Annotated in this window: 21 protein-coding genes; 7 read left to right on the top strand and 14 right to left on the bottom strand. The window is 67.6% G+C overall.

Annotation, left to right across the window (positions count from 1 at the left end):
* The first annotated feature begins 3 nt into the window (after nt 1–3).
* Genes Q1A36_RS12800 through Q1A36_RS12790 form a run of 3 tightly spaced genes read left to right on the top strand, consistent with a single transcriptional unit; the run spans nt 4 to nt 3465 of the window.
* A complete protein-coding gene (locus tag Q1A36_RS12800; RefSeq protein ID WP_299844530.1) occupies nt 4–1437 on the top strand; it encodes a M81 family metallopeptidase in 1434 nt (477 codons plus the stop codon).
* Nucleotides 1438–1441: 4 nt separating this feature from the next.
* Entirely contained in the window at nt 1442–2722 is a 1281-nt protein-coding gene (locus Q1A36_RS12795) for an MFS transporter (RefSeq protein WP_366141573.1), read from the top strand.
* Entirely contained in the window at nt 2719–3465 is a 747-nt protein-coding gene (locus tag Q1A36_RS12790; RefSeq protein ID WP_299844527.1) for a copper homeostasis protein CutC, read from the top strand. The genes Q1A36_RS12795 and Q1A36_RS12790 overlap by 4 nt, the downstream gene beginning before the upstream one ends.
* Here Q1A36_RS12790 and nagB read toward each other — a convergent pair.
* Both nagB and Q1A36_RS12780 read right to left on the bottom strand, forming a co-directional pair.
* On the bottom strand, nt 3435–4214 hold the full coding sequence (gene nagB / locus Q1A36_RS12785; protein ID WP_299844524.1) for a glucosamine-6-phosphate deaminase: 780 nt from the start codon (nt 4212–4214) through the stop codon (nt 3435–3437). The two genes, Q1A36_RS12790 and nagB, sit on opposite strands and share 31 nt — an antisense overlap.
* A complete protein-coding gene (locus Q1A36_RS12780) occupies nt 4211–4603 on the bottom strand; it encodes a RidA family protein (protein WP_299844522.1) in 393 nt (130 codons plus the stop codon). Before Q1A36_RS12780 ends, nagB begins: the two co-directional genes overlap by 4 nt.
* 211 nt (nt 4604–4814) lie before the next feature.
* Between Q1A36_RS12780 and Q1A36_RS12775 the strand changes: the two genes are divergently transcribed.
* Complete coding sequence (locus tag Q1A36_RS12775) at nt 4815–5378, top strand: LemA family protein (RefSeq protein ID WP_299844519.1); 564 nt, start codon at nt 4815–4817, stop codon at nt 5376–5378.
* A 41-nt stretch (nt 5379–5419) separates the two neighbouring features.
* A complete protein-coding gene (locus tag Q1A36_RS12770) occupies nt 5420–7324 on the top strand; it encodes a DUF2207 domain-containing protein (RefSeq protein WP_299844516.1) in 1905 nt (634 codons plus the stop codon).
* A 4-nt stretch (nt 7325–7328) separates the two neighbouring features.
* On the opposite strand, the gene Q1A36_RS12765 is transcribed toward Q1A36_RS12770, so the two are convergent.
* The 5 genes from Q1A36_RS12765 to Q1A36_RS12745 all read right to left on the bottom strand — a co-directional run bounded on the left by Q1A36_RS12765 (nt 7329) and on the right by Q1A36_RS12745 (nt 15235).
* Nucleotides 7329–10691, bottom strand: a complete 3363-nt coding sequence (locus Q1A36_RS12765; protein WP_299844514.1) for an error-prone DNA polymerase — start codon at nt 10689–10691, stop codon at nt 7329–7331.
* Nucleotides 10688–12178, bottom strand: a complete 1491-nt coding sequence (locus tag Q1A36_RS12760) for a DNA polymerase Y family protein (protein WP_299844511.1) — start codon at nt 12176–12178, stop codon at nt 10688–10690. The genes Q1A36_RS12765 and Q1A36_RS12760 overlap by 4 nt, the downstream gene beginning before the upstream one ends.
* Nucleotides 12093–12689, bottom strand: a complete 597-nt coding sequence (locus tag Q1A36_RS12755) for a hypothetical protein (RefSeq protein ID WP_299844509.1) — start codon at nt 12687–12689, stop codon at nt 12093–12095. Before Q1A36_RS12755 ends, Q1A36_RS12760 begins: the two co-directional genes overlap by 86 nt.
* Before the next feature lie 100 nt (nt 12690–12789).
* A complete protein-coding gene (locus Q1A36_RS12750; RefSeq protein ID WP_299844506.1) occupies nt 12790–13839 on the bottom strand; it encodes a histone deacetylase family protein in 1050 nt (349 codons plus the stop codon).
* Between the two features lie 25 nt (nt 13840–13864).
* Nucleotides 13865–15235, bottom strand: coding sequence for an aspartate aminotransferase family protein (locus Q1A36_RS12745; protein WP_299844503.1), 1371 nt, complete (start codon nt 15233–15235; stop codon nt 13865–13867).
* Between the two features lie 151 nt (nt 15236–15386).
* On the opposite strand from Q1A36_RS12745, the gene Q1A36_RS12740 reads away from it, so the two are divergent.
* Entirely contained in the window at nt 15387–16322 is a 936-nt protein-coding gene (locus Q1A36_RS12740; protein ID WP_299844500.1) for a LysR family transcriptional regulator, read from the top strand.
* A 6-nt stretch (nt 16323–16328) separates the two neighbouring features.
* Here the strand turns inward: Q1A36_RS12740 and Q1A36_RS12735 are convergent, their stop codons facing one another.
* The 5 genes from Q1A36_RS12735 to Q1A36_RS12715 all read right to left on the bottom strand — a co-directional run bounded on the left by Q1A36_RS12735 (nt 16329) and on the right by Q1A36_RS12715 (nt 20652).
* The gene (locus Q1A36_RS12735; RefSeq protein ID WP_299844497.1) at nt 16329–17003 is read right to left on the bottom strand and encodes an FCD domain-containing protein; all 675 of its coding nucleotides are present in this window, start codon (nt 17001–17003) and stop codon (nt 16329–16331) included.
* A 123-nt stretch (nt 17004–17126) separates the two neighbouring features.
* Complete coding sequence (gene cysA / locus Q1A36_RS12730) at nt 17127–17846, bottom strand: sulfate ABC transporter ATP-binding protein (RefSeq protein WP_299844494.1); 720 nt, start codon at nt 17844–17846, stop codon at nt 17127–17129.
* A 22-nt stretch (nt 17847–17868) separates the two neighbouring features.
* On the bottom strand, nt 17869–18732 hold the full coding sequence (gene cysW, locus Q1A36_RS12725; protein WP_299844491.1) for a sulfate ABC transporter permease subunit CysW: 864 nt from the start codon (nt 18730–18732) through the stop codon (nt 17869–17871).
* On the bottom strand, nt 18725–19561 hold the full coding sequence (cysT, locus tag Q1A36_RS12720; protein ID WP_299844488.1) for a sulfate ABC transporter permease subunit CysT: 837 nt from the start codon (nt 19559–19561) through the stop codon (nt 18725–18727). Before cysT ends, cysW begins: the two co-directional genes overlap by 8 nt.
* Nucleotides 19562–19569: 8 nt before the next feature.
* Nucleotides 19570–20652 carry a sulfate ABC transporter substrate-binding protein gene (locus tag Q1A36_RS12715; protein ID WP_299844485.1) on the bottom strand — a complete coding sequence of 361 codons (1083 nt, stop codon included), beginning with the start codon at nt 20650–20652 and terminating at the stop codon, nt 19570–19572.
* 333 nt (nt 20653–20985) lie between these two features.
* Here Q1A36_RS12715 and Q1A36_RS12710 point away from each other — a divergent pair, with 333 nt between their 5' ends.
* Nucleotides 20986–21459, top strand: coding sequence for an Lrp/AsnC family transcriptional regulator (locus Q1A36_RS12710; RefSeq protein ID WP_299844482.1), 474 nt, complete (start codon nt 20986–20988; stop codon nt 21457–21459).
* Here Q1A36_RS12710 and Q1A36_RS12705 read toward each other — a convergent pair.
* Nucleotides 21432–22421, bottom strand: a complete 990-nt coding sequence (locus tag Q1A36_RS12705) for a phosphate acetyltransferase (protein ID WP_299844479.1) — start codon at nt 22419–22421, stop codon at nt 21432–21434. The genes Q1A36_RS12710 and Q1A36_RS12705 overlap by 28 nt on opposite strands.
* Nucleotides 22422–22466: 45 nt before the next feature.
* On the bottom strand, nt 22467–23489 hold the full coding sequence (locus Q1A36_RS12700) for a putative sulfate exporter family transporter (RefSeq protein WP_299844477.1): 1023 nt from the start codon (nt 23487–23489) through the stop codon (nt 22467–22469).
* Nucleotides 23490–23542: the final 53 nt, after the last annotated feature.

Below are 23542 nucleotides of genomic sequence, written 5' to 3'. Positions count from 1 at the left end.
GACATGCGCATTGCCGTCGGTGGCATCCATACCGAATGCTCGACCTATTCCCCGGTCCTCATGCAGGGCGAGGATTTCCGCATCCTGCGCAACGGCGACCTGCTGGCGCATGAATATTTTGCCTTTCTCGGCGCTTACCCGGCAGAGTTCGCGCCGCTTCTGCACGCCCGCGCGGTGCCGGGCGGGCCGGTTTCGGCCGCGACCTATGCCAGCCTGAAGGAGGAATTCCTGCAGCGGCTGGAAACCTCGCTGCCGGTCGATGGGGTCTATCTCGCCATGCACGGGGCGATGAAGGTCGCGGGTCTCTGGGATGCCGAGGGCGACTGGATCGGCGCGGTTCGTCGGCTGGTCGGGCCGGATATCCCCATCGCTGTCAGCTATGACCTGCATGGCAATGTCTCGCAGCCCATCATCGACGCCATCGACATCTTCGCTGCCTATCGCACCGCGCCGCATATCGATGTGGGCGAGACGATGCGCGCGGCAGTGGCGATGCTGGTTCGCGCGCTGGAGACCGGTGAGCGGCCCGGCGTGGTGCGGGTGCCGGTGCCGCTTCTGCTGCCCGGCGAGAAATCATCGAGCGAGGACGAGCCCGCCCGCAGCCTCTATGCCGCGCTGCCCGAACGCGAGGGGCCGGGTGTCTGGCGGTCGGACCTGATGATCGGCTATGTCTGGGCCGACGAGCCGCGCGCCACGGCGGCGGCGATCGTGACCGGCACGGATCGCCGGGCCACAGAGGCGGCGGCTAAACGCATTGCCGCAGATTTCTGGGCCGCGCGCGAATGCTTCGGCTTTGGCCCGGTCACGGGTCCGCTCAATGAGATGCTGGAGCTGGCCGAGGCGGCGACGACGCGGCCCATCATCCTTGCCGATAGCGGCGACAACCCGACCGGCGGCGGTGTCGGCGACCGCGCCGACGTGCTGGCCGCGCTGATTGCCCGCGACTGGCAAGATGCGATCATGGCAGGGATCACCGACGCCCCCGCCGTCGCCGCCTGTTTCGCGGCGGGCGAGGGGGCGCGTCTGACCTTGAGCATCGGCGGCAGTCTCGATCCCGCCAGCGCGCCAGTTCAGGCGCTGGCCCGCGTGCTGCGGCTTGATCCGGGTGCGACCCCGGCCGAGCGTCAGGCGGTGGTCGAGATCGGCGGGTTGCGCGTGGTGCTGGCGGCGCGGCGGCGGCCCTATCACGACCTCGCCGATTTCACCCGGCTGGGGCTCTATCCCGAGAATGCCCGGCTGGTGGTGGTGAAGTCGGGCTATCTCTCGCCCGAGCTTGCGCCCATCGCCAATCCGAACCTGATGGCCCTGACGGATGGCGTGGTCAATCAGGACATTCCGAAACTGGCGAACCTGCACCGCCCGGCGGGCACAGTGCCCTTCGCGGCGCGGGACGAATTCACCCCGAAGGCTGAAGCCTCGGCCCGGTTCACCGGCTAACCGCATGGGACCCTGGCTTGCCATCCTGCGCCGTCACCGGGTCGTGCGCGCCTCGGCGGCGGCGATCTTTCTATATGGCTTTGCCGGGGCGGCGACCTCGCCCTATCAATCGGTGCTGGGCATCCGCGAATTGGGGTTGAGCGACAGTCAATATGCCGCCATCGCCTTCGCCGCCTCGATCACCAATGTCGCCATGGCCATCGCCATCGGCGCGCTGTCGGATCGATTTCACAGCTATCGCAAGCCGCTCATCCTGACCTCGGCTTTCGGCATTCTCGGCTATGGCATGATCTGGGCGCTGCCCGGGCCTTGGGTCTTTGCGCTGGCGATGATCGGCCCGCTGGCGCTGTTTCATGCCACCAATTCGATGCTCTTCGGCAATGTCCGCGCCCAGTCCGCGCGCTTTGATCCCGAGGAGACCCGCATCGTCAACGCGCTGATGCGCATGGCGATCTCGCTGTCCTGGGTGCTGGTGCCGGGGGCGGTGGGGCTGATGCTGGCCGGGCAGCCCAGCATGATCGCCGCCTGGCTCATCGCGGCGGTGCTGGCCGCCGCCTGTCTGGCCACCGTCACCCTCTGGCTGGAGCCCGACGCGCCGCCGCCCACCGATACGAGGCCCAAGCGGCAACCGCAGGGCGGCACCGGCACTTCGCGCGTGGCACCAAGTGCCGGGCGCAGCGACCGTCCGGCGCAGCCGCGCCTGCCGGTTTCGGTGCTGGGCGATCTGGCGCAGGTGCTGCAACCGCGCCTGCTGGCCTCGATCCTCGGCGTGGCGCTGATCACGCAGGTCCTGCATGTGAACGGCGCGGTGCTGCCGCTGATCGTCGTGGGGCAGGCCAATGGCACGCCCGAGGATGTGGGCTTTGCCGTCGGCATGGTCGCGGCGCTGGAGGTGGGGTTCATGTTCCTCTGGACCTGGGCGCTGCGCTATCTGCGGCTGACCACGGCGCTGGCGATCTCGACGCTGATCTACATGGGTTATCTGGCGGGTATCGCCGTGGCGCAGACGCCAGGCCATGTCTTTGCCGCGAGCCTTCTGGCCGGGGTGGGGGCGGCGGGGATCATCTCGATCCCGATCTCCTACCTGCTCGATCTGATCGCCGACCGGCCTGGCCTCTCGGCCTCGCTGATCGCGGTGAATGTGTTCATTGCGGGCGCCATCGGTGCGGCGATCTTTGCGCTTGGCACGGCGGTTCAGGGCTATCCCGCCGCCGCGCTGCTCAGCGGGCTGGCCGGTCTGGCCGGTGCCGGGCTGCTTTTCAAACTGGAACGGGGGGCGCGATGAGTCGCATCATGCTGGAGGTCTGCGTCGATGACGCGGCGGGGATCATGGCGGCGGCGGAAGGCGGCGCCGACCGGATCGAGCTTTGCGCGGCGCTGGGGCTGGGCGGGCTGACGCCCTCGGCCGGGCTGATGGCGCTGGCGGCGCAGGCGGGTCTGCCAGCCATGGCGATGATCCGCCCGCGCGCCGGGGATTTCGTCTGGTCCAAGGATGAGGTCGAGGCGATGAAGGCCGAGATCGATGCCATCCGCGCCGCCGGGCTGGCCGGCGTGGTCATCGGTGCCTCGCGTCCCGACGGTCGGCTGGACGGCGCGCAACTGGCCGAACTGGTTGGGGCCGCAGAGGGGCTGGATATCACCCTGCACCGCGCCATCGACCTGACCCCCGATCCGGTTGCGGCGATGGAACTGTTGCGCGATCTGGGCATTCGGCGGGTGCTCTCCTCGGGGGGCGCGCGCAGCGCCGCCGAGGGGATCGAGCGGCTGGCGGCGATGGCCGAGGCCGCGCCCGAGGTGATTGTCATGCCGGGGGGCGGGGTGTCCGAGGCGAATGCGGCGCTCTTTGCCAGCCGCCTGCCGCTGGCCGAGATCCATGCCTCCTGCTCGGTGTCCAGCCCCTTGCCGGAGCTGCCGCAGGTCGCGGAATTCGGCTTCCAGCCCGCTGGCGCACGAGCGACCGATGCCGCCCGCGTGCGTGCCCTGCGCGCCGCGCTGGATCAGATCACCGCGTCGCGCCCGGAGGGGTGAACCTCCTGATAATAGTCCCGCAGCGCCAGCTTGGCGGCCGCCGCCTGGTCCAGCACCACCGTCGCCTTGCGGTGCATCTGCAGCGCCGAGGCGGGGCAGGCGGCGGATAGCGGGCCTTCGATCATCGCTGCCGCCGCATCGGCCTTGCCCGCGCCGTAAGCCAGAAGCAGCACCTCGTCCGCGCGCAGGATGGTGCCGATGCCCATGGTGATCGCCAGCCGCGGCACCTGCGCCGGATCGTCGAAATAGCGCGCATTGGCCTCGCGCGTGCCGCGCGTCAGGGTCTTGATCCGCGTCAGCGAGGCGAGGCTTGAGGTCGGTTCGTTGAAGCCGATATGCCCGTTCGCCCCAAGACCCAGCAATTGCAGCCCGATATCCCCCGCCGCCGCGATGGCCTGTTCATAGCCCGCCGCCTCTGCCTCGGGATCCCTCGCATCGCCGCGCGGCAGAGCCGCCGCACCGGGCGCAATGTCCACATGGTCGAAGAGATGGTGGCGCATATAGGCCCAGTAGGACATGGGGTGATCGGGCGGCAGGCCGACATATTCATCCAGATTGAACGAGCGGGCCCTGGCAAAGCTGACCTCACCGGCGCGATGGGCAGCGATCAGCCTTGCATAGACGGCCTCCATCGTGCCGCCGGTGGCCAGCCCCAGCACGGCATTGGGCTGGCGCCGCAGCCGCGCCGCGATCAGCTGCGCGGTGTGCTCGATCGCGCTTTCGTCGTCGTCGTGGATGAGGACCTTCACAGCGGTTTCCAGGCGATGGCGTCGATTTCCACCTTGGCATCGACCATCAGCCGCGACTGCACGGTCGAGCGCGCCGGCGGGTGGTCGATGAAATGCTTTTCGAAGACCGCGTTGAAGCTGGAGAAATCGCGCGGATCATCCAGCCAGCAGGTGACCTTGATGACATCCTCGAGCCCGCAGCCGGCCATGGCCAGCACCGCCTTGATGTTTTCGATCACCTGTTCGGTCTGGGCGACGATGCCGCCCAGCACGACCTCGCCCCCGACGGTTGGCACCTGGCCCGAGACATGGACGTAATCCCCGGCGCGCACGGCCTTGGCGAAGGGGCGTTTCTGGCCGCCGGCCTGCGGGTCGGCCGTGTCATAGCGGATCAGGCGGGAATCGGTCATTCTAGGTCATCCTGATGAAATTTGTTTTCATGAATACTCTCGTGATGCCAATTTCGCAATCCTAAATGCGGATTTCGCGTCGCGTCATGTAAACAATTTTCTCTCTCCGGTGATCATCGCCTGACCCGCCGCGCTGCCGGCCTCGGCTCGTGTTTCCCGCAAAGCTTCTGTAAGACCGGGGCGAGGTAAGTGGTTTCGCAGGAGTGGTTGCATGGGATGGTCGTGGTTGGTCGTGGTGCTGGTTCTGGTCGTCGGGGCGGGGCTTTATGTCATCCTCGCCTATAACGGTCTGGTCGCCGCCCGGCAGCGGACCGGCGAGGCCTGGAGCGGCATCGATGTGCAGCTGAAGCGGCGCAGCAACCTGGTGCCCAACCTGGTCGAGGTGGTGAAGGGCTATGCCGCGCATGAGACCGAGGTCTTGCAGCAGGTGACGCAGACCCGCGCGCGCGTCGAGGGCAAGGGTGACTCGGTGGGCGAACGCGCCGCCGCCGAGGCGCGGCTTGGGGGCGCGCTGGCCGGGCTGGTTGCCTTGGCCGAGAACTATCCCGATCTGAAGGCCAGCCAGAATTTCCGCGACCTGCACGCCTCGCTGGACGAGATCGAGCGCGATATCCAGCACGCCCGACGCTACTACAACGGCGCGGTCAGGGTGCTGAACACCAAGGTCCAAAGCTTTCCCTCGAAACTTGTCGCCGCGCGTTTCGGCTTTGGTCTGGCCGAGTATTTCGAGCTTGACTCGCCGGCCGAGCGGCAGGTGCCCGGCGTTTCCTTCTGACCATGCTGCGGGTTTTCCTCGCGGGGTGTGTGGCGCTGCTCATGATCGCCGCGCAGCCGGCGCTGGCCGAGGAGCGCATCCTGTCCTTCGACAGTCTGGTCGAGGTTCAGCCCGATGGCGATTTCCTCGTCACCGAGACGATCCGCCTGCGCGCCGAGGGCGACCAGATCAGCCGCGGGATCTATCGCGATTTCCCCATCGTCGCCCGCGACGGGCTGCGCAATCTGCGGCTGGGGTTCACCCTGATCGCGGCCGAGCGGGATGGGCAGCCCGAGATGAGCCGGATCATCGAGGGCGCGCGCGCGATTCGGATCTATCTGGGCGATCCCAAACAGCTGATCTCGACCGGCGAACATGTCTATCGCCTGACCTATCGCACCGACCGCCAGCTGCGCCGCTTTCCGGGTCATGACGAGGTCTATTGGAGCGCGACCGGAACCGAATGGCTCTTCCCGATCGATCAGGCAAGCGCGACGGTCCGCCTGCCCGAAGGCGCGCGGATCGACGATCTCGCCGCCTATACCGGCGCTTTTGGTGAGACGGGAACGGACGCGGACTGGCAGCAGATCGACGCCCGCAGCGCGACGTTTCGCACCACCCGCCCGCTGGAGCCGCGCGAGGGGCTGACCGTCGCGCTGCGGTTCCAGGCCGGGCTGATCCCGCCGCCCGACCGCGCGCGCCGGATCGACTGGCTCTGGCGCGATCATGGTCCGGCGCTCTGGGGGCTGGCCGGGCTGCTGGGGCTGGGCCTTGCCTATCTCGCGCTCTGGTGGGGCTTTGGCCGCGATCCGCGCGCCGATATCACTGTCCCGCGATGGGAGCCGCCGGCGGGCCTTTCGGCCGCGCTGACCCGGGCCACATGGCGCGAGATGCGCCCCGAGGGCGATGAGGCGCTGTCGCTGACGCTGGTCGAGATGGCGTCGCGCGGGTTCATCTCGGTCACGCGCGAGGGCAAGGCGATGGTGCTGGCGCGGCTGGGGCAGGAGTTGTCGAGTGACCTTCCGCCGGAACAGCGGCTGGTCATCGCGGCTCTGGACCGCGCCGGTGGGGTGCTGCGCCTCGACCGGAAAAACGGGCGCGAAATCGTCAGCCTGCGCGACGGGGTGCGGGACAGCCTGCGGGCGCAATACAAGGCGCTTGGCAGCTATCGCCGCGCCGGGTTTGCGGTCTTTCTCGGTCTCTCGCTGACCCTTGTCCTGATGATCCTGATCCCTCTGCAACTACCGCCACGGCTCGATGGGCTGATGATCGCCTTCGGCCTGCTCGCCCTGCTGGCGGCGGTGCTGCTGCGGCTGGTGGTGGCGCGGCGAAAGGGCCGGGAGACGGCGCGGACGGTCGGGTTCTTCGGGCTGTTCATGCTGTCGCCTTTCCTCGGGCTGGTGGTCCTTGGCTATTTCAAGCAGGGGGGCGATCTGCTGATGCCGCTGGCGCTGGCCGGGATGGTGCTGGTGAGCATGGTCTTCCTGCCGATCCTTGGCGGCCCTACGCCCGCCGGTCGCAAGCGGCTGGACGAGATCGCGGGTCTGCGGGACTACATCGCCATTGCCGAGGAGGACCGGCTGCGGCTCGCCGATGCGCCGCCCCCGTCGCGGCTGCATTTCGAGCGGATCCTGCCCTTCGCCATGGCGCTGGATCAGGAACAGCTCTGGGTGGATCGGTTCCGCGACTGGCTGGCCGTCGGTGATGCGCCGGTGGCCGGTTCGACCCTCGGGCGGGTGCGGATGGAGGATGAGATCGGGTCGCTGTCGCGGCTCTACGAGGGCGGCGCTTCCTCCGGCGGAGTCCCGAGCGTCGAGCGCCAGCTTGCCGACAGCCTCACCTCGTCCCTGCCGGTCAGCAGTTCCAGATCCTCGGGCTTTTCCTCCGGCTCCTCCTCTTCTTCCAGCCGGTCCTCGGGCGGATCGTCCGGCGGGGGCGGTGGCGGCGGCGGTGGGGGCGGCTGGTAGGGCGTCAGTGGAAATCCCGGCTGGGGAACAGCTTCTTGGCCTGATCCCGGGGGTGATGCGCGCGCGGGCGGTGACGCGGCGGGCGCGGCGTGTCATCGGCGCGGGGCGCGGTGATGCCGATCAGGTGGTCCAGCGGATGGCCCAGATCGGCCAGACGGTGCGACAGGTCCTCGATCCGCTCGGCGATCAGATGGGTGACGATGCCGCTGCGCTCGATCTTGCCGGTGATGCGCAGCAGGCGGCCATCCATGACCTCGCGGCGGTGGCGGTCGAAGACCCGTCGCCAGACGACGATGTTCGACACCCCGGTCTCGTCCTCGAGCGTCAGGAAGACCACGCCCGAGGCGGTGCCGGGGCGCTGGCGGGTGATGACGAGGCCGCAGACCGAGATCCGCCCGGTCGCGGTCATCAGATCGGCATGGGGCGTCAGGCCGGGGATCGAGGCGCGCAGCAGTTCCATCGGATGGGCGCGCAGCGTCAGGCGGGTGGCGACGTAATCCTCGACCACCTCCTCGCCCAGATGCATGGTGGGCAGCGCCACCTGCGGTTCGCTCAGCCCCTCGCCATCGATCGGATCGGCGAACAGCGGCAGCGGCGCCGGCGCCCGGATCGCCTGCACCGCCCAAAGCGCATCGCGCCGGCTGAGACCCATGCCCGAGAAGGCATCGGCCTCGGCCAGTCGTTTCAGCGCGGCGGGCTGCAGGCCGGTTCTCAGCCACAGGGTTTCCGGGTCGGGATAGCCATTGCCGCGCATGGCCACGATGCGCTCGGCATCGGCTTCGCGAAAACCCTTGATCTGGCGGAACCCCAGCCGCAGCGACAATTGCCCGTCGGCGCGGCGTTCCAGCATATTGTCCCAATGGCTGTGATCGACGCAGGCGGGGCGGACCTCGACATCATGCTCGCGCGCGTCGCGCACGATCTGGGCCGGGGCATAGAAGCCCATCGGCTGGCTGTTCAGAAGCGCGCAGGCAAAGATCGCCGGGTGATGGCATTTCAGCCATGAGGACACATAGGTCAGCATGGCGAAGGCGGCGGCATGGCTTTCGGGAAAGCCGTAATCGGCAAAGCCCTCGATCTGGCCGAAACAGCGTTCCGCCACCTCGGGGCTGTAGCCATTGGCGATCATGCCGGTGATGAACTTGTCGCGATGCTCGCCGATGGTGCCCATGCGCCGGAACGAGGCGAGCGAGCGGCGCAGCTTGTCGGCCTCCTCTGCGGTATAGCCGGCACCGACCTCGGCGATGCGCATGGCCTGTTCCTGGAACAGCGGCACGCCCAAGGTGCGGCGGGTGATCTCCTCCAGCGCCGGGCCGAAGGGCTCGGCCACCTCCAGCCCCTGACGGCGGCGGATATAGGGCTTGACCATGCCGCCCTGGATCGGGCCGGGGCGGACGATGGCGACCTCGATCACCAGATCATAGAATTCGCGCGGCAGCATCCGCGGCAGGAAGTTCATCTGCGCCCGGCTTTCGACCTGAAACACCCCCACCGCATCGGCCCGGCACAGCATGTCATAGGTCGGCTTGTCGCCCTGCGGCACGCTGGCCAGGTTGTGTTCGATCCCCTCGTGCTGGCCCAGCAGGCCAAAGGCCTTGCGGATGCAGGTCAGCATGCCAAGGCTCAGCACATCGACCTTGAGGATGTGCAGCGCGTCGATGTCGTCCTTGTCCCATTCGATGCAGGTGCGGTCGGCCATGGCCGCATTCTCGATCGGGCACAGCTCGTCCAGCCGGCCGCGGGTGATGACGAAGCCGCCGACATGCTGGCTGAGATGGCGGGGAAAGCCGATGATCTCGCGGATCAGGGTGACGGTCTGGGCCAGCCGGCGGTCGCCGGGGTTCAGGCCAAGGGCGCGGATCTGTTCGGGATCGGCGCCGCTGTTCGAGATGCCCCAGATCAGACCCGACAGGCTGGCGGTCACGTCCTGCGACAGGCCCATGACCTTGCCCACCTCGCGGATCGCCGCGCGCGAGCGGAAATGGATCACCGTGGCGCAAAGCCCGGCGCGGTCGCGGCTGTATTTCTGATAGATCCACTGGATCACCTCCTCGCGGCGCTCGTGCTCGAAATCGACGTCGATATCGGGCGGCTCGCCGCGATGGCGCGAGATGAAGCGTTCGAAGACCATGTGGATCAGGTCGGGGCTGACATCGGTGATACCAAGCGCCCAGCAGATGATCGAATTGGCCGCCGAGCCGCGCCCCTGGCACAGGATGCCCTGCGACCGGGCATGGGTCACGATGTCATGGACGGTCAGGAAATAGGGGGCATAGGCCATCTCGCCCACCAGCGTCAGTTCCTTCTCGGCCAGTTGCCGGTGACGCTCGGGCACCACGCCGCCGGGATTGCGGCGGTTGAGCCCCTCGTGGACAAGCCGTTCCAGCCGCGCCTGCGGCGGCTCGTCCCCGGCCGCCTCGTCGGGATAGTCATAGCTGAGTTCGCCGAGATCAAAGCTGCAGCGGGCAGCGATCTCCAGCGTGCGGCGGATCGCGGCCGGGTGGCGGTGATAGAGCCGCGCCATCTCGGCCGGGGTTTTCAGCCGGCGCTCGGCATTCATCAGCGCGCGGGTGCCGATCTGGTCGATGGTGATGTGATGGCGCATGCAGGTCAGCACATCGGCCAGCGGGCGGCGGGCGGCGCGGTGCATCAGCACATCGCCGACCGCCACCATCGGCGTTGCCGCGCCAAGCGCCAGCCGGGCGCAGGCATCGAACCAGTCCTGATCCGAGCCGTCATAGCGGGGTGCCGCGCCCAGGAAGACATTGCGGGGATAGCGCCGGCCAAGCCGCTGCAGTGGCGCCAGCCCCTCGGCCAGATCGGCAAGGGGCAGATCGGCGGGCGGCAGGGCGATCAGGATCATCCCCTGGCAGCCCTGTTCCAGATCGGCCAGCGTCAGGTGGCAATCGGCCTTGCCGGCCCGGCGCTTGCCAAGCGTCAGCAGCCGCGACAGCCGGGCATAGGCCGGGCGGTCCATCGGCAGGGCGAGCCAGTCGAGCAGGCCATCCTGCAACACCAGCCGCGCGCCGACGATCAGCCGTGGCAGCTTGGTCTCGGCCGGAACCGGCAGATCCCGCGCCGCGCCGATCTCTTGCCGGGCGCTGGGGTCATAGCTGGTGGTCGAGCGGATGCGCAGCGCCTCGCCCATCTTCTCGCGCAGATTGCGCAATGCCGACCAGGCCCGGACCACGCCGGCCAGCGAGTTCCGATCGGTGATGGCGATGGCTTTCAGCCCCAGTTCCGCCGCGCGCAAAACCAGTTCCTCGGGATGCGAGGCGCCGGTCAGGAAGGTGAAATTCGAGGTGACGCCAAGCTCGGCATAAGCCGGCTCGGGCTGGCCGGCGGGCGGTGCATCAGGAGGGGTCACGGAAACTCCCCCTGCACGAACCAGCCGGGGCGCTGCGGGGTGTGGAACATCCACAGCCGCCGTCCCTGTTTCGTCTCGACCCGCCAGTAATCGCGGATGCCCGAACGCCAGTCCTGATCCTCGCCCCACCATTCCGGCGCGATCCGTTCCGGGCCGGTGGCGCGGCCCGTGGTCAGGCTCATACGCCGCCAGCGGAAGCGTTCGGGCGGGGTGGTGCCACGGGCGGTGACGGGTTCGGGCGGGAACAGGTGCAAGGGGCGCGGGCGCGGCGCGGACCAGTCGCTGCAAGGGGCCGCCTCGGTCGCCGGGACCAATTGGAAGCTGCGTTCGGGAATATGGCTGTCCAGCGGCTGGAAGCGGCGGATCTGGTCCAGCCCGATGCGGGTGCCGATGCGGGTCAGGAGGTTGTCCAGCTGCTCGGGCTGGGCCGCCCGGCTGTCGCCGATCTGCTGCAGCGGCAGGGGTTCGACCAGCGTGGCCGCCAGCCGCAGCTGATCGATGCCGAATCCCGCATCGACGCCCTCGACCATGCGGGCAAACAACGGCAGGATGCGGGCCGGGTCGCGCATCGCCACCGCCAGCCGCAGGGACAGGACCTGGCTGTTCTGGTCAACCCGGCGCAGGGTCAGGCTCAGCGCCCGCGCCCCGGCCTCCTGCGCCTTCAGCTTGGCACACAGCGCCTGCAACAGCCGCTCGAGCCCCGCCATCACATCGGCGGTCAGCCCGATCGGTTCGGGCAGGGTCAGGCGGGTGGCGAAATGGGGCGGGTCGGTCCATGGGGTGATCGCCTCGGGCCGATGGCCCATGGCCTGATCCAGCCGGGTCAGCAGAGCCTGGCCAAAACGCCGGGCCAGGGGCGCGCGGGATGCGCGGACCAGCGCGCCGATGGTCGGCAGGCCAAGGCGCTGCAGGGCGGTGGTGGTCTCGGGATCGATCCGCAGGGCGGCGACCGGCAGGCTGTCCAGCGCCGCCGCCGTGCCGCCGGGTGCGGCGATGGTTTGCCCATGGCGGGGACCATAATGCGCCAGCGCCCAGGCCGCGCCGCGGCTGTCGGCCAGCCCCAGCCGGGTCTCGAGCCCCGCGCGCAGCAAGCGGGCGCGCATGTCGTTCAGCAGCGGCTCCTCGCCGCCGAACAGGTGCGCCGCGCCGGTGATGTCCAGCACCAGCCCGTCCTCGCCCTCCAGCCCGACCCAGGGGCAATAGCGCAGCGCCCATCGACGAAGCCCGGCCAGAAAGCGCAGATCGCCCGACGGATCGGCCGGCCGGGTCTGCAGCGCCGGACAGAAGGCGCGGGCCTCGGCAAAGGGCATCAAGCGGCTCAGCCCCTGCGCCTCCGCCTGCCGGTTCAGGTCATAAAGACGCTCGGTATTGGCCTGTCGCAGGGTCAGCGCGAAGGGGGCATCAACCGCGCAAAGCCGCAGCGCCCGGTCGGAGGCCAACCGGGGAAACCACATCGAGACGATGCGCCGTTGCGTCCCATCGAACATGCCAGGCCCCTAATGTTCCCTTTTTGTTCTTGATAATCTCCCATTGCATCAGAGTCGAGTCGGCGCTGCGTCCGGGATCGAAAACCGGGCTGCACTGCCAGCGCGTCTCGGCCGCATTGCTGCCCATGCCCTCGGGGATCAGGCACAACCCGGTGGCGCCCCCCGTCTTGGCAGCCAGTTGCAGCCGCCGCCCCTCGCGCAGGTTCAGGGGCCGGGTCATCTCGGCCACGACCAGCGCGACCGCGCCATCCTTCAGCGCCTCCTCGGCAATGGCCAGCGTGTCGGTCTGGTTCGCCGTGTCGGCCAAGAGCAGCCGGCCCGGATCGGTGAAGCTCGCCAGCCCGGCGGGATCCAGCCGCGCCGTCTGCCAGTCCTCGCTGATCCAGAGCAGCGGACCCGGCACCTGCGCACAGGCGAGAATGGCAAAGCTGGCTGCACCCGGCCCGCTGGCTTCGTGCACGCGGCCGGCAAGCAGGGGAAAGGGCAAGGAGGCGGGCAGCGGCGCGGACATGGGCGGCGGGTTCTGACAGGGCAAATAAGAACAATAGCAGAACATTCTGATCCGGCAACGAGTCGTTCCGGTCGCGGCGATGACGCTTGCGCGATCCGCTTCAGTCCTGCGAGCGCAGCCCGTTCAGGAAGCCTTCGAGGCAATCTCCGATGACCGAAACCTGGTAGCCGCCCTCCTGCACCACGAGGATCGGCATGTCCAAGCCGCCGATGATCTCGCCCGCCGCGCGGAAGGCGGGGGTGGTGACATGGACCATGCTCAGCGGGTCCTCGACATGGGTGTCATAGCCAAGCGCGACGACCAGCGCCTCCGCGCCAAAGCGCCGGACAGCCTCGACGCCCTGCGCCGTGGCGGCGAGGAAGGCGTCATCGCCACTGGCGGGCGGCAGCGGAATGTTCAGGTTGGAGCCCGCGCCCGCACCATGGCCGGTCTCGTCCATCCGCCCGGTGAAATAGGGGTAATACTGGTCGGGATCGACATGGGTCGAGACGGTCAGCACGTCGCTGCGGCGATAGAAGATTTCCTGCGTGCCGTCGCCGTGATGGGCATCGATGTCCAGAACCGCGACCTTGCCGAAGCGCCCGCGCAGCCGCTCGGCGGCGATCGCCGCATTGTTCAGATAGCAGAAGCCCGAGGCCCGGTCGGCGCGGCAATGATGCCCGGACGGACGGCAGAGCGCATAGGCCAGCCGCTCGCCCCCGACCAGCGCATCCGCACCCGCCGTGACGCTATGCGCGGATCGCAGCGCCGAGGTCCAGGTCTGCGGACCGACCGGCACCGCCAGATCGCCCAGATAATAGCCTGTCTGGGCCAGCAGGTGATCCGACGGACAGGGCGGCCGCGCCGCGCGCGCCGGATCGCCGCTCCAATAGGGGAAGGTGTTGGGCAGCACCTCCGGCCCGTGATCGGGCAGCTCGGTCCAGCGCGCATAGGCGGATTGCAGGTAATCCAGGTAATGCGGCGCATGGACCGTCTCGAGGGGCGCGCGTCCGTAATCCTGCGGTGCCTCCGCCACCACCCCCAGCCGGTCCAGCGCCGACAAGAGCTCGCTGGTCCGCGCCGGCACATCGGTCGCCTTGGAGATGCGGCCAAAGCGCATGAACTGCTGCGGATCATGCAGCGCCTGATCGGGGTGGTAGAATGCGCGCATCGGCGGCCTTTCCCTGTTCGCGGCGTCAGACCGCCGCTTCGACCTCGCGCAGCGACTTGGCGGTGATCTCGAAGATCTCGTCGGCCTGCGCCTTGGTGAGGATCAGCGGCGGGCAGAAGGCCACCGTATCGCCCATGTTGCGCGAGATCAGCCCGTTCCGCTGCATCGCCACGTTCATCATGCCGCCCAGTTGGCCGACCGTCGTGACCGATTTCGTGGCTTTGTCATTCACCAGTTCCATTGCCGCGATCAGCCCGACGCCGCGCACCTCGCCCACCAGCGGGCTGTCGGCCAGCGTCGCCAGCCGGGCGCGCAGATGCGCACCGACCTCGCGGGCATTCTCGACAAGCCCGCGCTCGCGGATGACGGCGAGGTTCTCCAGCGCCACCGCCGCGCCAAGGGGATGGCCGCCGCCGGTATAGCCATGGCCGAAGGTGCCGATGCTGTTGCTTTCATCGGCGATGGGATCGAAGAAGCGGTCGTTCATCACGATGGCCGAGAAGGGCACGTAGCTCGAGGTGATCTGCTTGGACAGCACCATCACGTCGGGGCGGATGTCATAGGTGGTCGAGCCGAACATCTCGCCGGTCCGGCCGAAGCCGCAGATGACCTCGTCGGCGACGAAAAGGATGTCGTGCTTCGCCAGCACCGCCTGGATCTTCTCGAAATAGGTTTTTGGCGGCACCACCACGCCGCCCGCGCCCATCACCGGCTCGGCCCAGAAGGCGGCGATGGTGTCGGCGCCTTCGCGCTGGATCAGCGCCTCGAGTTCATCGGCGCAGCGGGTGGCGAACTGTTCCTCGCTCTCGCCGTCGCGGCCTTCCTTCCAATAATGCGGTGCCATGGTGTGGAAGATGCTCGGCAGCGGCAGATCGAAGGAGCGGTGGTTATAGGGCAGGCCGGTAAGGCTGGCGGCGGCAATGGTGACGCCGTGGTAGCCGCGATGGCGCGAGATGACCTTGCGCTTGCCGGGCTTGCCAAGCGCATTGGCGCGATACCAGACCATCTTCAAGACGGTGTCATTGGCCTCGGAACCCGAGTTGGTGAAGAACACCTTGCTCATCGGCACCGGCGCGATCTCGACCAGCTGATCGGCCAGATCGATCGCGGGGCCGTGGCTCTTGTGGCCGAAATTGTGGTAATAGGGCAGCTTCGCCGCCTGATCGCTGAGCGCCTTCAACAGGCGCGGCTCGTTGAAGCCGACGCCGACGCTCCACAGCCCGGACATGCCCTCGATGTAACGCTTGCCGGCATTGTCGAAGACATGGACGCCCTCGCCGCGCTCGATGATCATCGGGCCGATTTCCTGATGCCGGCGGGCATTGGTGTAGCCGTGGAAATGGTGGGCGATGTCACGGGCTTCGGGGGTGTCGCCGAAATTGTTCATCTCGTTCATCTCAAGCATCCTCAGCATGTCTCGGGGGATAGACCTGTTTCCGGCGTGCCATTCTGTCGCAGTCCGGTAAAGCCCCTGCTTGCGCGGGTGGGTATCTCTGTGCTTGACCAAAGTTTGACGATTTTCAAACCAAAGGGCAAGGAAACCGCAGATGCAGCCGCTTGGCCGGGCCTTTCGGGGCAATCTGTCAAACACCGACATCGCCAGCCTGCGCGAATTCGTCGAGATCGTCGAGGCGGGCGGGCTGACCGCGGCGCAGGCGCGCCTCGGCAAGGGCAAGTCGGCGATCAGCCTGACGCTGGGGCGGCTGGAGGAACGGCTGGCAATGCGGCTCTGCGAGCGCGGACGCTCGGGCTTCCGGCTGACCGAGCAGGGGCAGATGGTCCACTCCGCCGCCCTGCAGCTTCTGGACGAGATCGGGCGCTTCAACGATTTCATCGGCGCGGCCACCCGGAAGCTGGAGGACGAGATCTCGTTCTTCTGCGACGACAGCTTTCTCTACGAATTCGGCGATCCCTTGGCCCGCGCCATCGCCCGGATCAGCGACCGCTTTCCCGGGGTGAAGCTGAACCTTCGCACCACCTCGCCCGATCATGTCTGTGCCGCCGTGCTGGAAGGCTCGGCCGACCTGGGGCTGACCGCGCTGAGCCGGCACAGCGATGCGCTGGCCGCCGCCCCGGTCTTTGACGAGCGCATGGGCATCTTCTGCGGCAGGGATCATCCGCTGTTTGCCCGCGCCGGCGAGATCCTGTCGCCTGATGATCTGCGTGGACACGGCTTTGTCGCCGCCGAAGTGACGCAGGAGGCGGGCTATTCGGATTTTGTCAGTGGCCTGTCGATCACCGCGCGCGCGCCGACCATCCTGGCACGGATGTTCCTGGTCCTGTCCTCGCGTTACCTGGGACTGATGCCCATCGCCTTCGCCCGGACATGGGTGGCGAATGGCGATATCCGCGAACTGACGGTCGATGGCGCCCGGATGGTGAACAGCTGTTCGCTGATCCACCGCAAGGCGCGGCCTCTGGGCATCGGGGCCGGCATCCTGCACGGCATGATCCTGGCCGAGTTTCGCGGCACCGGCGGCTGAGGCCCGTCAGATCGCCACGGCCGAGGCGACGAAGATCATGTGCCGGCGCACCGCATCGCCTGCCGCCTCGGGGTCGTTGCTGGCAATCGCCTCGAAGATCGTCTGGTGCTGCGCGCCCAGTTCGCCGATCATCTCGGGCACGTTGGTCTTGACCCGGCGTTCGCGCCAGCCGGCCTCGCGGCGCATCCCCCGCACGAGGTCATAGATTTCCAGGAACAGCGGGTTCTGCGACAGTTCGGCGATGCGATAGTGGAACACCTCGTCGGCGCGGTCATACTCCGCCGGGTCGCGCGCCTCGCGGGTGCGGCGCATCAGCGCCTCGAGCTGCACCAGGTCGTCACGGTCGGCATGGATCGCGGCCAGCTGCGCCAGACGCGGTTCAAGCTGCAGGCGCACGTCCATCAGCTGATCAAGGCTGACCCGCCCGGCCAGCAGCCGGTGACGGTCCTTGTCGGGATGGGGAGCCGGGGTGACGAAGGTGCCCTGACCGTGGCGGCGGAAGACCGCGCCCTGATGCTGCAATTCATCCAGCGCCAGCCGCAGCCGGCGGCGCGGCACGTCCAGCAGTTCGGCCATGCTGCGCTCGGGCGGCAGGCGGCCGCCATCCTTCTCGGCAGCCTTCCTCAGCAGCGGGCGCAGGGTTTCGATCAGGTCCGAGATGTCGTCACGAAGTGCAGGCATGGGGTGATGGCTAAACAGGTCGTTGGATCTACCGCAGAGGATAACAACAGAAATTCATCAAAGGCCAGCGGCTGCGCTTGGGCAGGGCGCAGCCGCTGCGTTCGGACCGGCCCGGACCGGCCATCAGGCGCTGACGAAATCGCGCACGAAGGCGGAGGCGGGGCGGGCGCGGATGTCCTGCGGCTTGCCGATCTGCTCGATCCGGCCCATCGACATGACCACCACCAGATCGGCCAGTTCCATCGCCTCTTCCTGATCGTGGGTGACGAAAACCGTGGTCAGGCCGGTCTCGTCATGGATGTCGCGCAGCCCCTGCCGCAACTCCTTCCGGACCTTCGCATCCAGCGCGCCGAAGGGCTCGTCCAGTAGCAGCATCCGTGGTTCGATCGCCAGCGCGCGGGCCAGCGCGACGCGCTGGCGCTGACCGCCGGAGAGTTGGCTGGGATAGCGGTGGCCGATCTCGGGCAGCTGGATCAGGTCCAGAAGCTTCGTCACGCGCCGGGTGATCTCGGCCTTGGGCGGGCGGCTGGCGCGGGGGCGGGCGTTAAGGCCATAGGCGATGTTCTCGAACACCGTCATGTGCCGGAAGAGGGCATAGGACTGGAACACGAAGCCCGCGCGGCGGTCCTGCACGGTCAGGCCGGTGGCATCCTGCCCGTTGAACAGGACCCGCCCCGAGGTCGGAAATTCCAGCCCGCCAAGGATGCGCAAGAGCGTGGTCTTGCCCGAGCCCGAAGGTCCCAAGAGCGCCACCAGCGCCCCCGAAGGGATCGCCAGCGAGACCGGGGACAGCGCGGTGGCGCTGCCGAAGGCCTTCGAGATTTCGTCGATTTCGATATCCATGATCGCGTCCCTGGTGGCGTCCTTAGTGACGGCGGGTTGAGGCAAGCTGATCGGCATGGCGGATCTCCAGCGCGGTTTTCAGCAAGAGGGTGACAAGGGCGAGAAGGGTCAGCACGGCGGCCATGCTGAAGGCCGCGACCGAGAGATATTCGTTGTAAAGCATCTCGATGGTGATCGGCATGGTCGCGGTCTGGCCGCGGATCTTGCCCGAGACGACGGCGACCGCGCCGAACTCGCCCATGGCGCGGGCGTTACACAGAAGTACCCCGTAAAGAAGTGCCCACCGGATATTCGGCAGGGTGACGGTCCAGAAGGTCCGCCAGCCCGTGGCACCAAGGGTCAGTGCCGCTTCCTCTTCGGCGCGGCCCTGTTCGATCATCACCGGGATCAGCTCGCGCGCGACGAAGGGAAAGGTGATGAACATCGTGGCGAGCACGATGCCGGGCAGCGCGAAGACGATCGGATAGCCATGCGCCACCAGCCAGCCGCCGACCAGGCTGTTGGTCCCGAACATCAGCACGATGCAGAGGCCAGCGACCACCGGAGAGACCGAAAAGGGTAGATCGATCAGGGTGATGAGGAAGGCTTTTCCACGGAAATCGAACTTGGTGATGAACCAGGCAGCGGCGATGCCGAAGGCCGCGTTCAGCGGTACGGCGATGGCGGCGATCATCAGCGTCAGCCGGATCGCCGATTGCGCATCGCGATTGCCAAGACTTGCGACGGCGGCCTTCCATCCTTGCGCCAGCGCCTCGGCGAAGACCGCGATCAGCGGCGCAGCGACCAGGATGCCGAGGCCCAGCACGGCAAGGCCGATCAGGGCCCAACGGGCCAGCGGGGCTTCCTCGGTGGCAGAACGGAACTTGCCCGTGGTTGCATCAGACATAGCCAATCCTCCGGCGGCTCCAGACCTGGATGAGATTGATGACCAGAAGGATCGCAAAGCTGATCAGCAGCATGGCGATGCCGATGGCGGCGGCGGCGTCATAGTTGAATTCCTCCAACTGGATGACGATCAGCAGCGGCGCGATCTCGGTCTTCAGCGGGATGTTCCCGGCGATGAAGATGACGCTGCCATATTCGCCGACGGCTCGGGCCAAGGACAGCGCAAAGCCGGTCAGGGCGGCGGGCATCAGCATCGGCAGGATCACCCGGCGCAGCGTGTGGAACCGGCTGGCGCCAAGCGTGGCCGAGGCTTCTTCCACCTCGCGCTCGATCTCTTCGACCACCGGCTGGACGGTGCGGGTGACGAAGGGCAGGCCGACGAAGATCAGGGCGATGAAAATGCCCCATTGCGTATAGGCGATCTTCCAGCCGACCGCCGCCGCCAGCGAACCGAAAGGCCCGTTCGGGGCGTAAAGCGCCGTCAGGGCAATGCCGGCGACGGCGGTCGGCAGGGCAAAGGGCAGGTCAACGGCGGCGTCAAGGATGCGGCGACCGGGAAAGCGGTATCGCACCAGCACCCAGGCCAGCAGCGTGCCGAAGACCAGATTGAACAGCGCCGCGAAGAAGGACAGCCGGAAGGACAGGAACAGCGCCGCCCAGATACGCTCGCGGTTCACCGTTTCCCAGATATTGCCGGCGCCGAAGCTGGCGCCCTTCAGCAGAAGGGCGCCGATGGGCAGAAGCACGACCAGCGACAGCATGGTCAGGGTGATCCCCATGCTGAGGCCAAGGCCGGGCATGGGGGAGCGGTGGATGAGGGGGCTGCGCATCCCGGATCTCACTTCGGCACATAGATCTGGTCGAAGATGCCGCCGTCACCGAAATGCTCGGGCTGCGCCTTGGACCAGCCGCCGAAATGATCGATGCCGACCAGTTCCAGCTCGGGGAAACGCGCCACGTCTTCGGGGTTGGCGGCCGAATCGTCCCAGGCCCGGTAGAAATGCTTGTAGGCCAGCGCCTGACCCTCGGGCGAATAGAGGAAGTTCAGATAGCCATCGGCCAGCTTGCGCTGCTCGTCGTTCTTGATGTTGCCTTCCACCAGCGCCACCGGCGGCTCTGCCAGCACGCTGACCGAGGGCACGACGATGTCGAACTGATCCTCGCCCAGTTCCTTCAGCGCCAGATAGGCCTCGTTCTCCCAGGCCAGCAGAACGTCACCGATGCCGCGCTGCGCGAAGGTCGTGGTCGCGCCGCGGGCGCCGCTGTCCAGCACCGGCACGTTCTTGAAAAGTTTGCCCACGAACTCCTGCGGGTCCTGCCCGTTCTTCTCGGCCCAGGCCCAGGCCGCGAGATAGTTCCAGCGCGCCCCGCCCGAGGTTTTCGGGTTGGGGGTGATCACCTCGACGCCCTCGTTGACCAGATCGCCCCAGTCCTTGAGGCCCTTCGGATTGCCCTCACGCACCAGAAACACGATGGTCGAGGTATAGGGCGAGGAGTTGTGCGGCAGCTTCGACTGCCAATCGGCCGGCAGCTTGCCCGCCTCGGCGATCTTGTCGATGTCCGAGGCAAGCGCCAGCGTCACGACCTGCGCCTCGAGCCCGTCGATCACCGCGCGGGCCTGCGCGCCAGAGCCGCCATGGCTGGCCTCGATGGTCGGGGCCTCGTTGCCCTGATCGGTCCACCACTTGGCAAAGACCTCGTTGAACTCGCGGTAGAGCTCGCGGGTCGGGTCATAGCTGACATTCAGCAGGGTCTCGGCATGGACCGGGGCGGGGGCAGCGCCGAGGCCGATCAGGGCGAGGGCCAGCGCCGACAGCGTGCCGCGCAGGGTGCTGTGGCCCGACAGGAAGGTCAGCCGGCGGGCTGCGGCAATCGGCTGTTGCGCGGTAGGCGTGCCTGCAAGCGGGGTCGTGACGAACATGAACTTCTCCTTGGGTGACTGCGAGACGTGCAGCCGGGTGTTGGGGGCGGGGCAGGTCTGCCGACTTCCGCCTCTATTCACCGTAATAACGACAGGGTAAGTCGAGTATTGCAACGGAAAATTCACGGCTATTTTGGTCGTGAAAAGAGAAGATTTTTCTCCAGCGAGGTTGCGCACGGTCCACGAGAGGGCAGGGCCGGTTCCCAAAATATCACGTCGAAACAAAGTCGAGCTTAGATCGCCCCAAGATAGACGATTAATCTGGTAGACATTTATCCAGTTTGGTGCATCCTCGGCGTCGCAACCAAATGCCCCGGAAAGGCTGCGACCGCGATGACGGACCTCGACCTGATCGACCGCAAGATCGTCACCGAGCTGATGAACGATGCCACCCTGCCGATCGCGCAGATCGCCGATAAGGCCGGGCTTTCGCAGACGCCTTGCTGGAAGCGCATCCAGAAGCTGGAAAGCGCCGGCATCCTGACCGGGCGGGTGGCACTGGCCGATCCGGCCAAGCTGGGTTTCGGGCTGACGGTCTTCGTCGGCATCGAGGCGGCGGACCATTCGGCCGAATGGCGCGAGGCTTTCGGGCGTGCGGTGGCGGCGATCCCCGAGATCATGGAGGTTTATCGCATGGCCGGCGAGATGGACTATCTGCTGCGCGTCGCGATCTCGGACATGTCGGCCTTTGACGGGCTCTACAAGCGGCTGACCGATGCGGTGCCGCTGAAGAACGTCACCTCGCATTTCGCCATGGAGCGGATGAAGTTCACCACCGCCTACCCGGTCGACACGCTGAACCGCTGAGGCGCGGGGGCGACCTGCGCGGCGGTGACTGCCGTGGCGGCGATGATGTCATCGACCGAGGCGCCGCGCGACAGGTCGTTGGCGGGGCGGGCGAGGCCCTGCAGGATCGGGCCGATGGCGGTCAGGCCGCCGAGGCGTTGGGCGATCTTGTAGCCGATATTGCCCGAGGCGAGATCGGGGAAGATGAACACGTTCGGCCGGCCCGAGAGCCGGCTGCCCGGGGCCTTTTTCGCCCGGATGGCATCGTCCAGCGCGGCGTCGAACTGCAACTCGCCATCGACCTCGAGATCGGGATCGGCGGCGCGGATCAGCGCCAGCGCCTCGCGGATCTTCCCAAGGCTGTGGTGGTCGGCCGATCCCGCCGTCGAGAAGCTGAGCAGCGCGACCCGTGGCGTTTCGCCCAGCAATTGCTGGCAGGACGCTGCTGCCGAACGGGCGATGCCGGCGAGTTCTTTCGCATCCGGATCGATGATCAGCCCGCAATCGGCGAAGATCATGCCGCCCTTGATCGGGGCCGAGGGGCCGCAGGAGAGCATCAGGAAAAAGCTTGAGACCAGCGCCGCATCGGGGGCGCGGCCGATCACCTGCAGGGCGGCGCGGACGGTATCGGCGGTGGTGGCCACCGCGCCGCCGACCGTGCCATCCGCCTGACCCAGATGCACCCGCATCGCCGCTTGCCGGATCGGGTTGCGCATTTCGGCCAGCGCCCGCTCGGCGGTCATGCCCTTGGCGGCGCGCTGCTGGTGCCAGTGCTCGGACAATTCCACCAGATCCGGGGCCTCGGACGGGCTCAGCGGGGTGACACCGGGCAGGTCGGGGCCGTTCATCAGCGTGATCTGCGCCAGCCCTTCAGAGACCAGCCGGGCGGCGGCTTCGGCCACGCGGGGGTCATCGCCCTCGGGCAGGATGATGTGTCGCGGCGCGCTGCGGGCGGTCTCGAAGATGCGATCGAGCGGTTTCATGGCTGGGGGCCTTTCGGGGGAGGGACCAATCTGGGGGCGGCGGCGTCAGCCGAGGAAATGCAGGCCGGTGACAACGAAGCCGCCGAGGAAGACGGTTTCGGCGACCAGCAGCAGGATCGCGCCGGTTCCGACCTCGAGCATCCGCGCCAGCGAGGTCTTGATGCCGACGGCGGCGATGGCAATGAGCAGCGCCCAACGGCTGAGCGCACCGGCGGCATCGGCCACCACCTGCGGGATCAGGCCAAAGGAATTGGCCCCCGCCAGCACCAGAAAGCCGATGACGAAGCCCGGCAGCAGCGGCGGTTTCCTGCCCTGGCTGAGATCGGCCAGCCCCATCTGACGCATCGCCAGCGAGAAGCACAGCACCACCGGTGCCAGCATCGACACCCGGATCAGCTTGACCAGCGTAGCGGTCTCGCCGGCCTCGGGGCTGATCGAGAAGCCCGCGCCCACCACCTGCGCCACGTCATGGATGGTACCGCCGAGGAACACCCCGGCGTCGCGGTCATCGAGGTGAAACACCTGCGCGATCATCGGGTAAAGCACCATGGCCACGGTCGAGAGGACTGTGACCGACAGCACGGTGAAGACCAGATCGCGTTCGGATTTCTCGTGCTTGGGCAGGACGGCGGCGATGGCCATGGCGGCCGAGGCACCGCAGATCGCCACCGAGCCGCCGGTCAGCAGCGCGAACCTCCAGCTGCGCCCGACGAAGCGCGTGACCAGAAGCGCGAAGCCGATGGTCAGCACCACCCCGGCGATGACCAGCGCGATGGCCGGGCCACCAAGCTCGGCCAGCATCTCGACGCTGATCCGCGCCCCCAGCAGCGCCACGCCAAGGCGAAGGACGGTGCGGGCGGTGAACCCGATCCCCGGCGCGGTGCGGGTGCCCTCTTCGGCGAGGAAGTTCAGCGCCAGCCCCAAGAGCAGCGCCAGCAGCATCGCCGGGGCGCCGTAGTGATCGGACAGGAATTGCGCGCTGACGGCGACGAGCACCGAGATGGCAAAGCCGGGGAAGTAGGGTTTGAGTGTCTCGATCTTGGGCAGACGCATGTCGATGCTGGCCATGGAACTCTCCTGCAGGATCATTGCCCGGCGACGGCTGCGCCGCCGGGCAGAGG

It is taken from the genome of uncultured Paracoccus sp. (assembly GCF_947487305.1).
Lineage (GTDB): Bacteria > Pseudomonadota > Alphaproteobacteria > Rhodobacterales > Rhodobacteraceae > Paracoccus.
Note: the sequence above shows the minus strand (reverse complement) of the source record. Positions and strands in the feature narration are given on the sequence as shown.

Coding starts and splice junctions, on each gene's coding strand:
- Q1A36_RS12800 (WP_299844530.1), top strand. CDS start 4: ATGCGCATTGCCGTCGGTGGCATCCATACCGAATGCTCGACCTATTCC.
- Q1A36_RS12795 (WP_366141573.1), top strand. CDS start 1,442: ATGGGACCCTGGCTTGCCATCCTGCGCCGTCACCGGGTCGTGCGCGCC.
- Q1A36_RS12790 (WP_299844527.1), top strand. CDS start 2,719: ATGAGTCGCATCATGCTGGAGGTCTGCGTCGATGACGCGGCGGGGATC.
- Q1A36_RS12780 (WP_299844522.1), bottom strand. CDS start 4,603: ATGACCGATTCCCGCCTGATCCGCTATGACACGGCCGACCCGCAGGCC.
- Q1A36_RS12775 (WP_299844519.1), top strand. CDS start 4,815: ATGGGATGGTCGTGGTTGGTCGTGGTGCTGGTTCTGGTCGTCGGGGCG.
- Q1A36_RS12770 (WP_299844516.1), top strand. CDS start 5,420: ATGATCGCCGCGCAGCCGGCGCTGGCCGAGGAGCGCATCCTGTCCTTC.
- Q1A36_RS12760 (WP_299844511.1), bottom strand. CDS start 12,178: ATGTTCGATGGGACGCAACGGCGCATCGTCTCGATGTGGTTTCCCCGG.
- Q1A36_RS12755 (WP_299844509.1), bottom strand. CDS start 12,689: ATGTCCGCGCCGCTGCCCGCCTCCTTGCCCTTTCCCCTGCTTGCCGGC.
- Q1A36_RS12750 (WP_299844506.1), bottom strand. CDS start 13,839: ATGCGCGCATTCTACCACCCCGATCAGGCGCTGCATGATCCGCAGCAG.
- Q1A36_RS12745 (WP_299844503.1), bottom strand. CDS start 15,235: ATGAACGAGATGAACAATTTCGGCGACACCCCCGAAGCCCGTGACATC.
- Q1A36_RS12740 (WP_299844500.1), top strand. CDS start 15,387: ATGCAGCCGCTTGGCCGGGCCTTTCGGGGCAATCTGTCAAACACCGAC.
- Q1A36_RS12735 (WP_299844497.1), bottom strand. CDS start 17,003: ATGCCTGCACTTCGTGACGACATCTCGGACCTGATCGAAACCCTGCGC.
- cysA (WP_299844494.1), bottom strand. CDS start 17,846: ATGGATATCGAAATCGACGAAATCTCGAAGGCCTTCGGCAGCGCCACC.
- cysW (WP_299844491.1), bottom strand. CDS start 18,732: ATGTCTGATGCAACCACGGGCAAGTTCCGTTCTGCCACCGAGGAAGCC.
- cysT (WP_299844488.1), bottom strand. CDS start 19,561: ATGCGCAGCCCCCTCATCCACCGCTCCCCCATGCCCGGCCTTGGCCTC.
- Q1A36_RS12715 (WP_299844485.1), bottom strand. CDS start 20,652: ATGTTCGTCACGACCCCGCTTGCAGGCACGCCTACCGCGCAACAGCCG.
- Q1A36_RS12710 (WP_299844482.1), top strand. CDS start 20,986: ATGACGGACCTCGACCTGATCGACCGCAAGATCGTCACCGAGCTGATG.
- Q1A36_RS12705 (WP_299844479.1), bottom strand. CDS start 22,421: ATGAAACCGCTCGATCGCATCTTCGAGACCGCCCGCAGCGCGCCGCGA.
- Q1A36_RS12700 (WP_299844477.1), bottom strand. CDS start 23,489: ATGGCCAGCATCGACATGCGTCTGCCCAAGATCGAGACACTCAAACCC.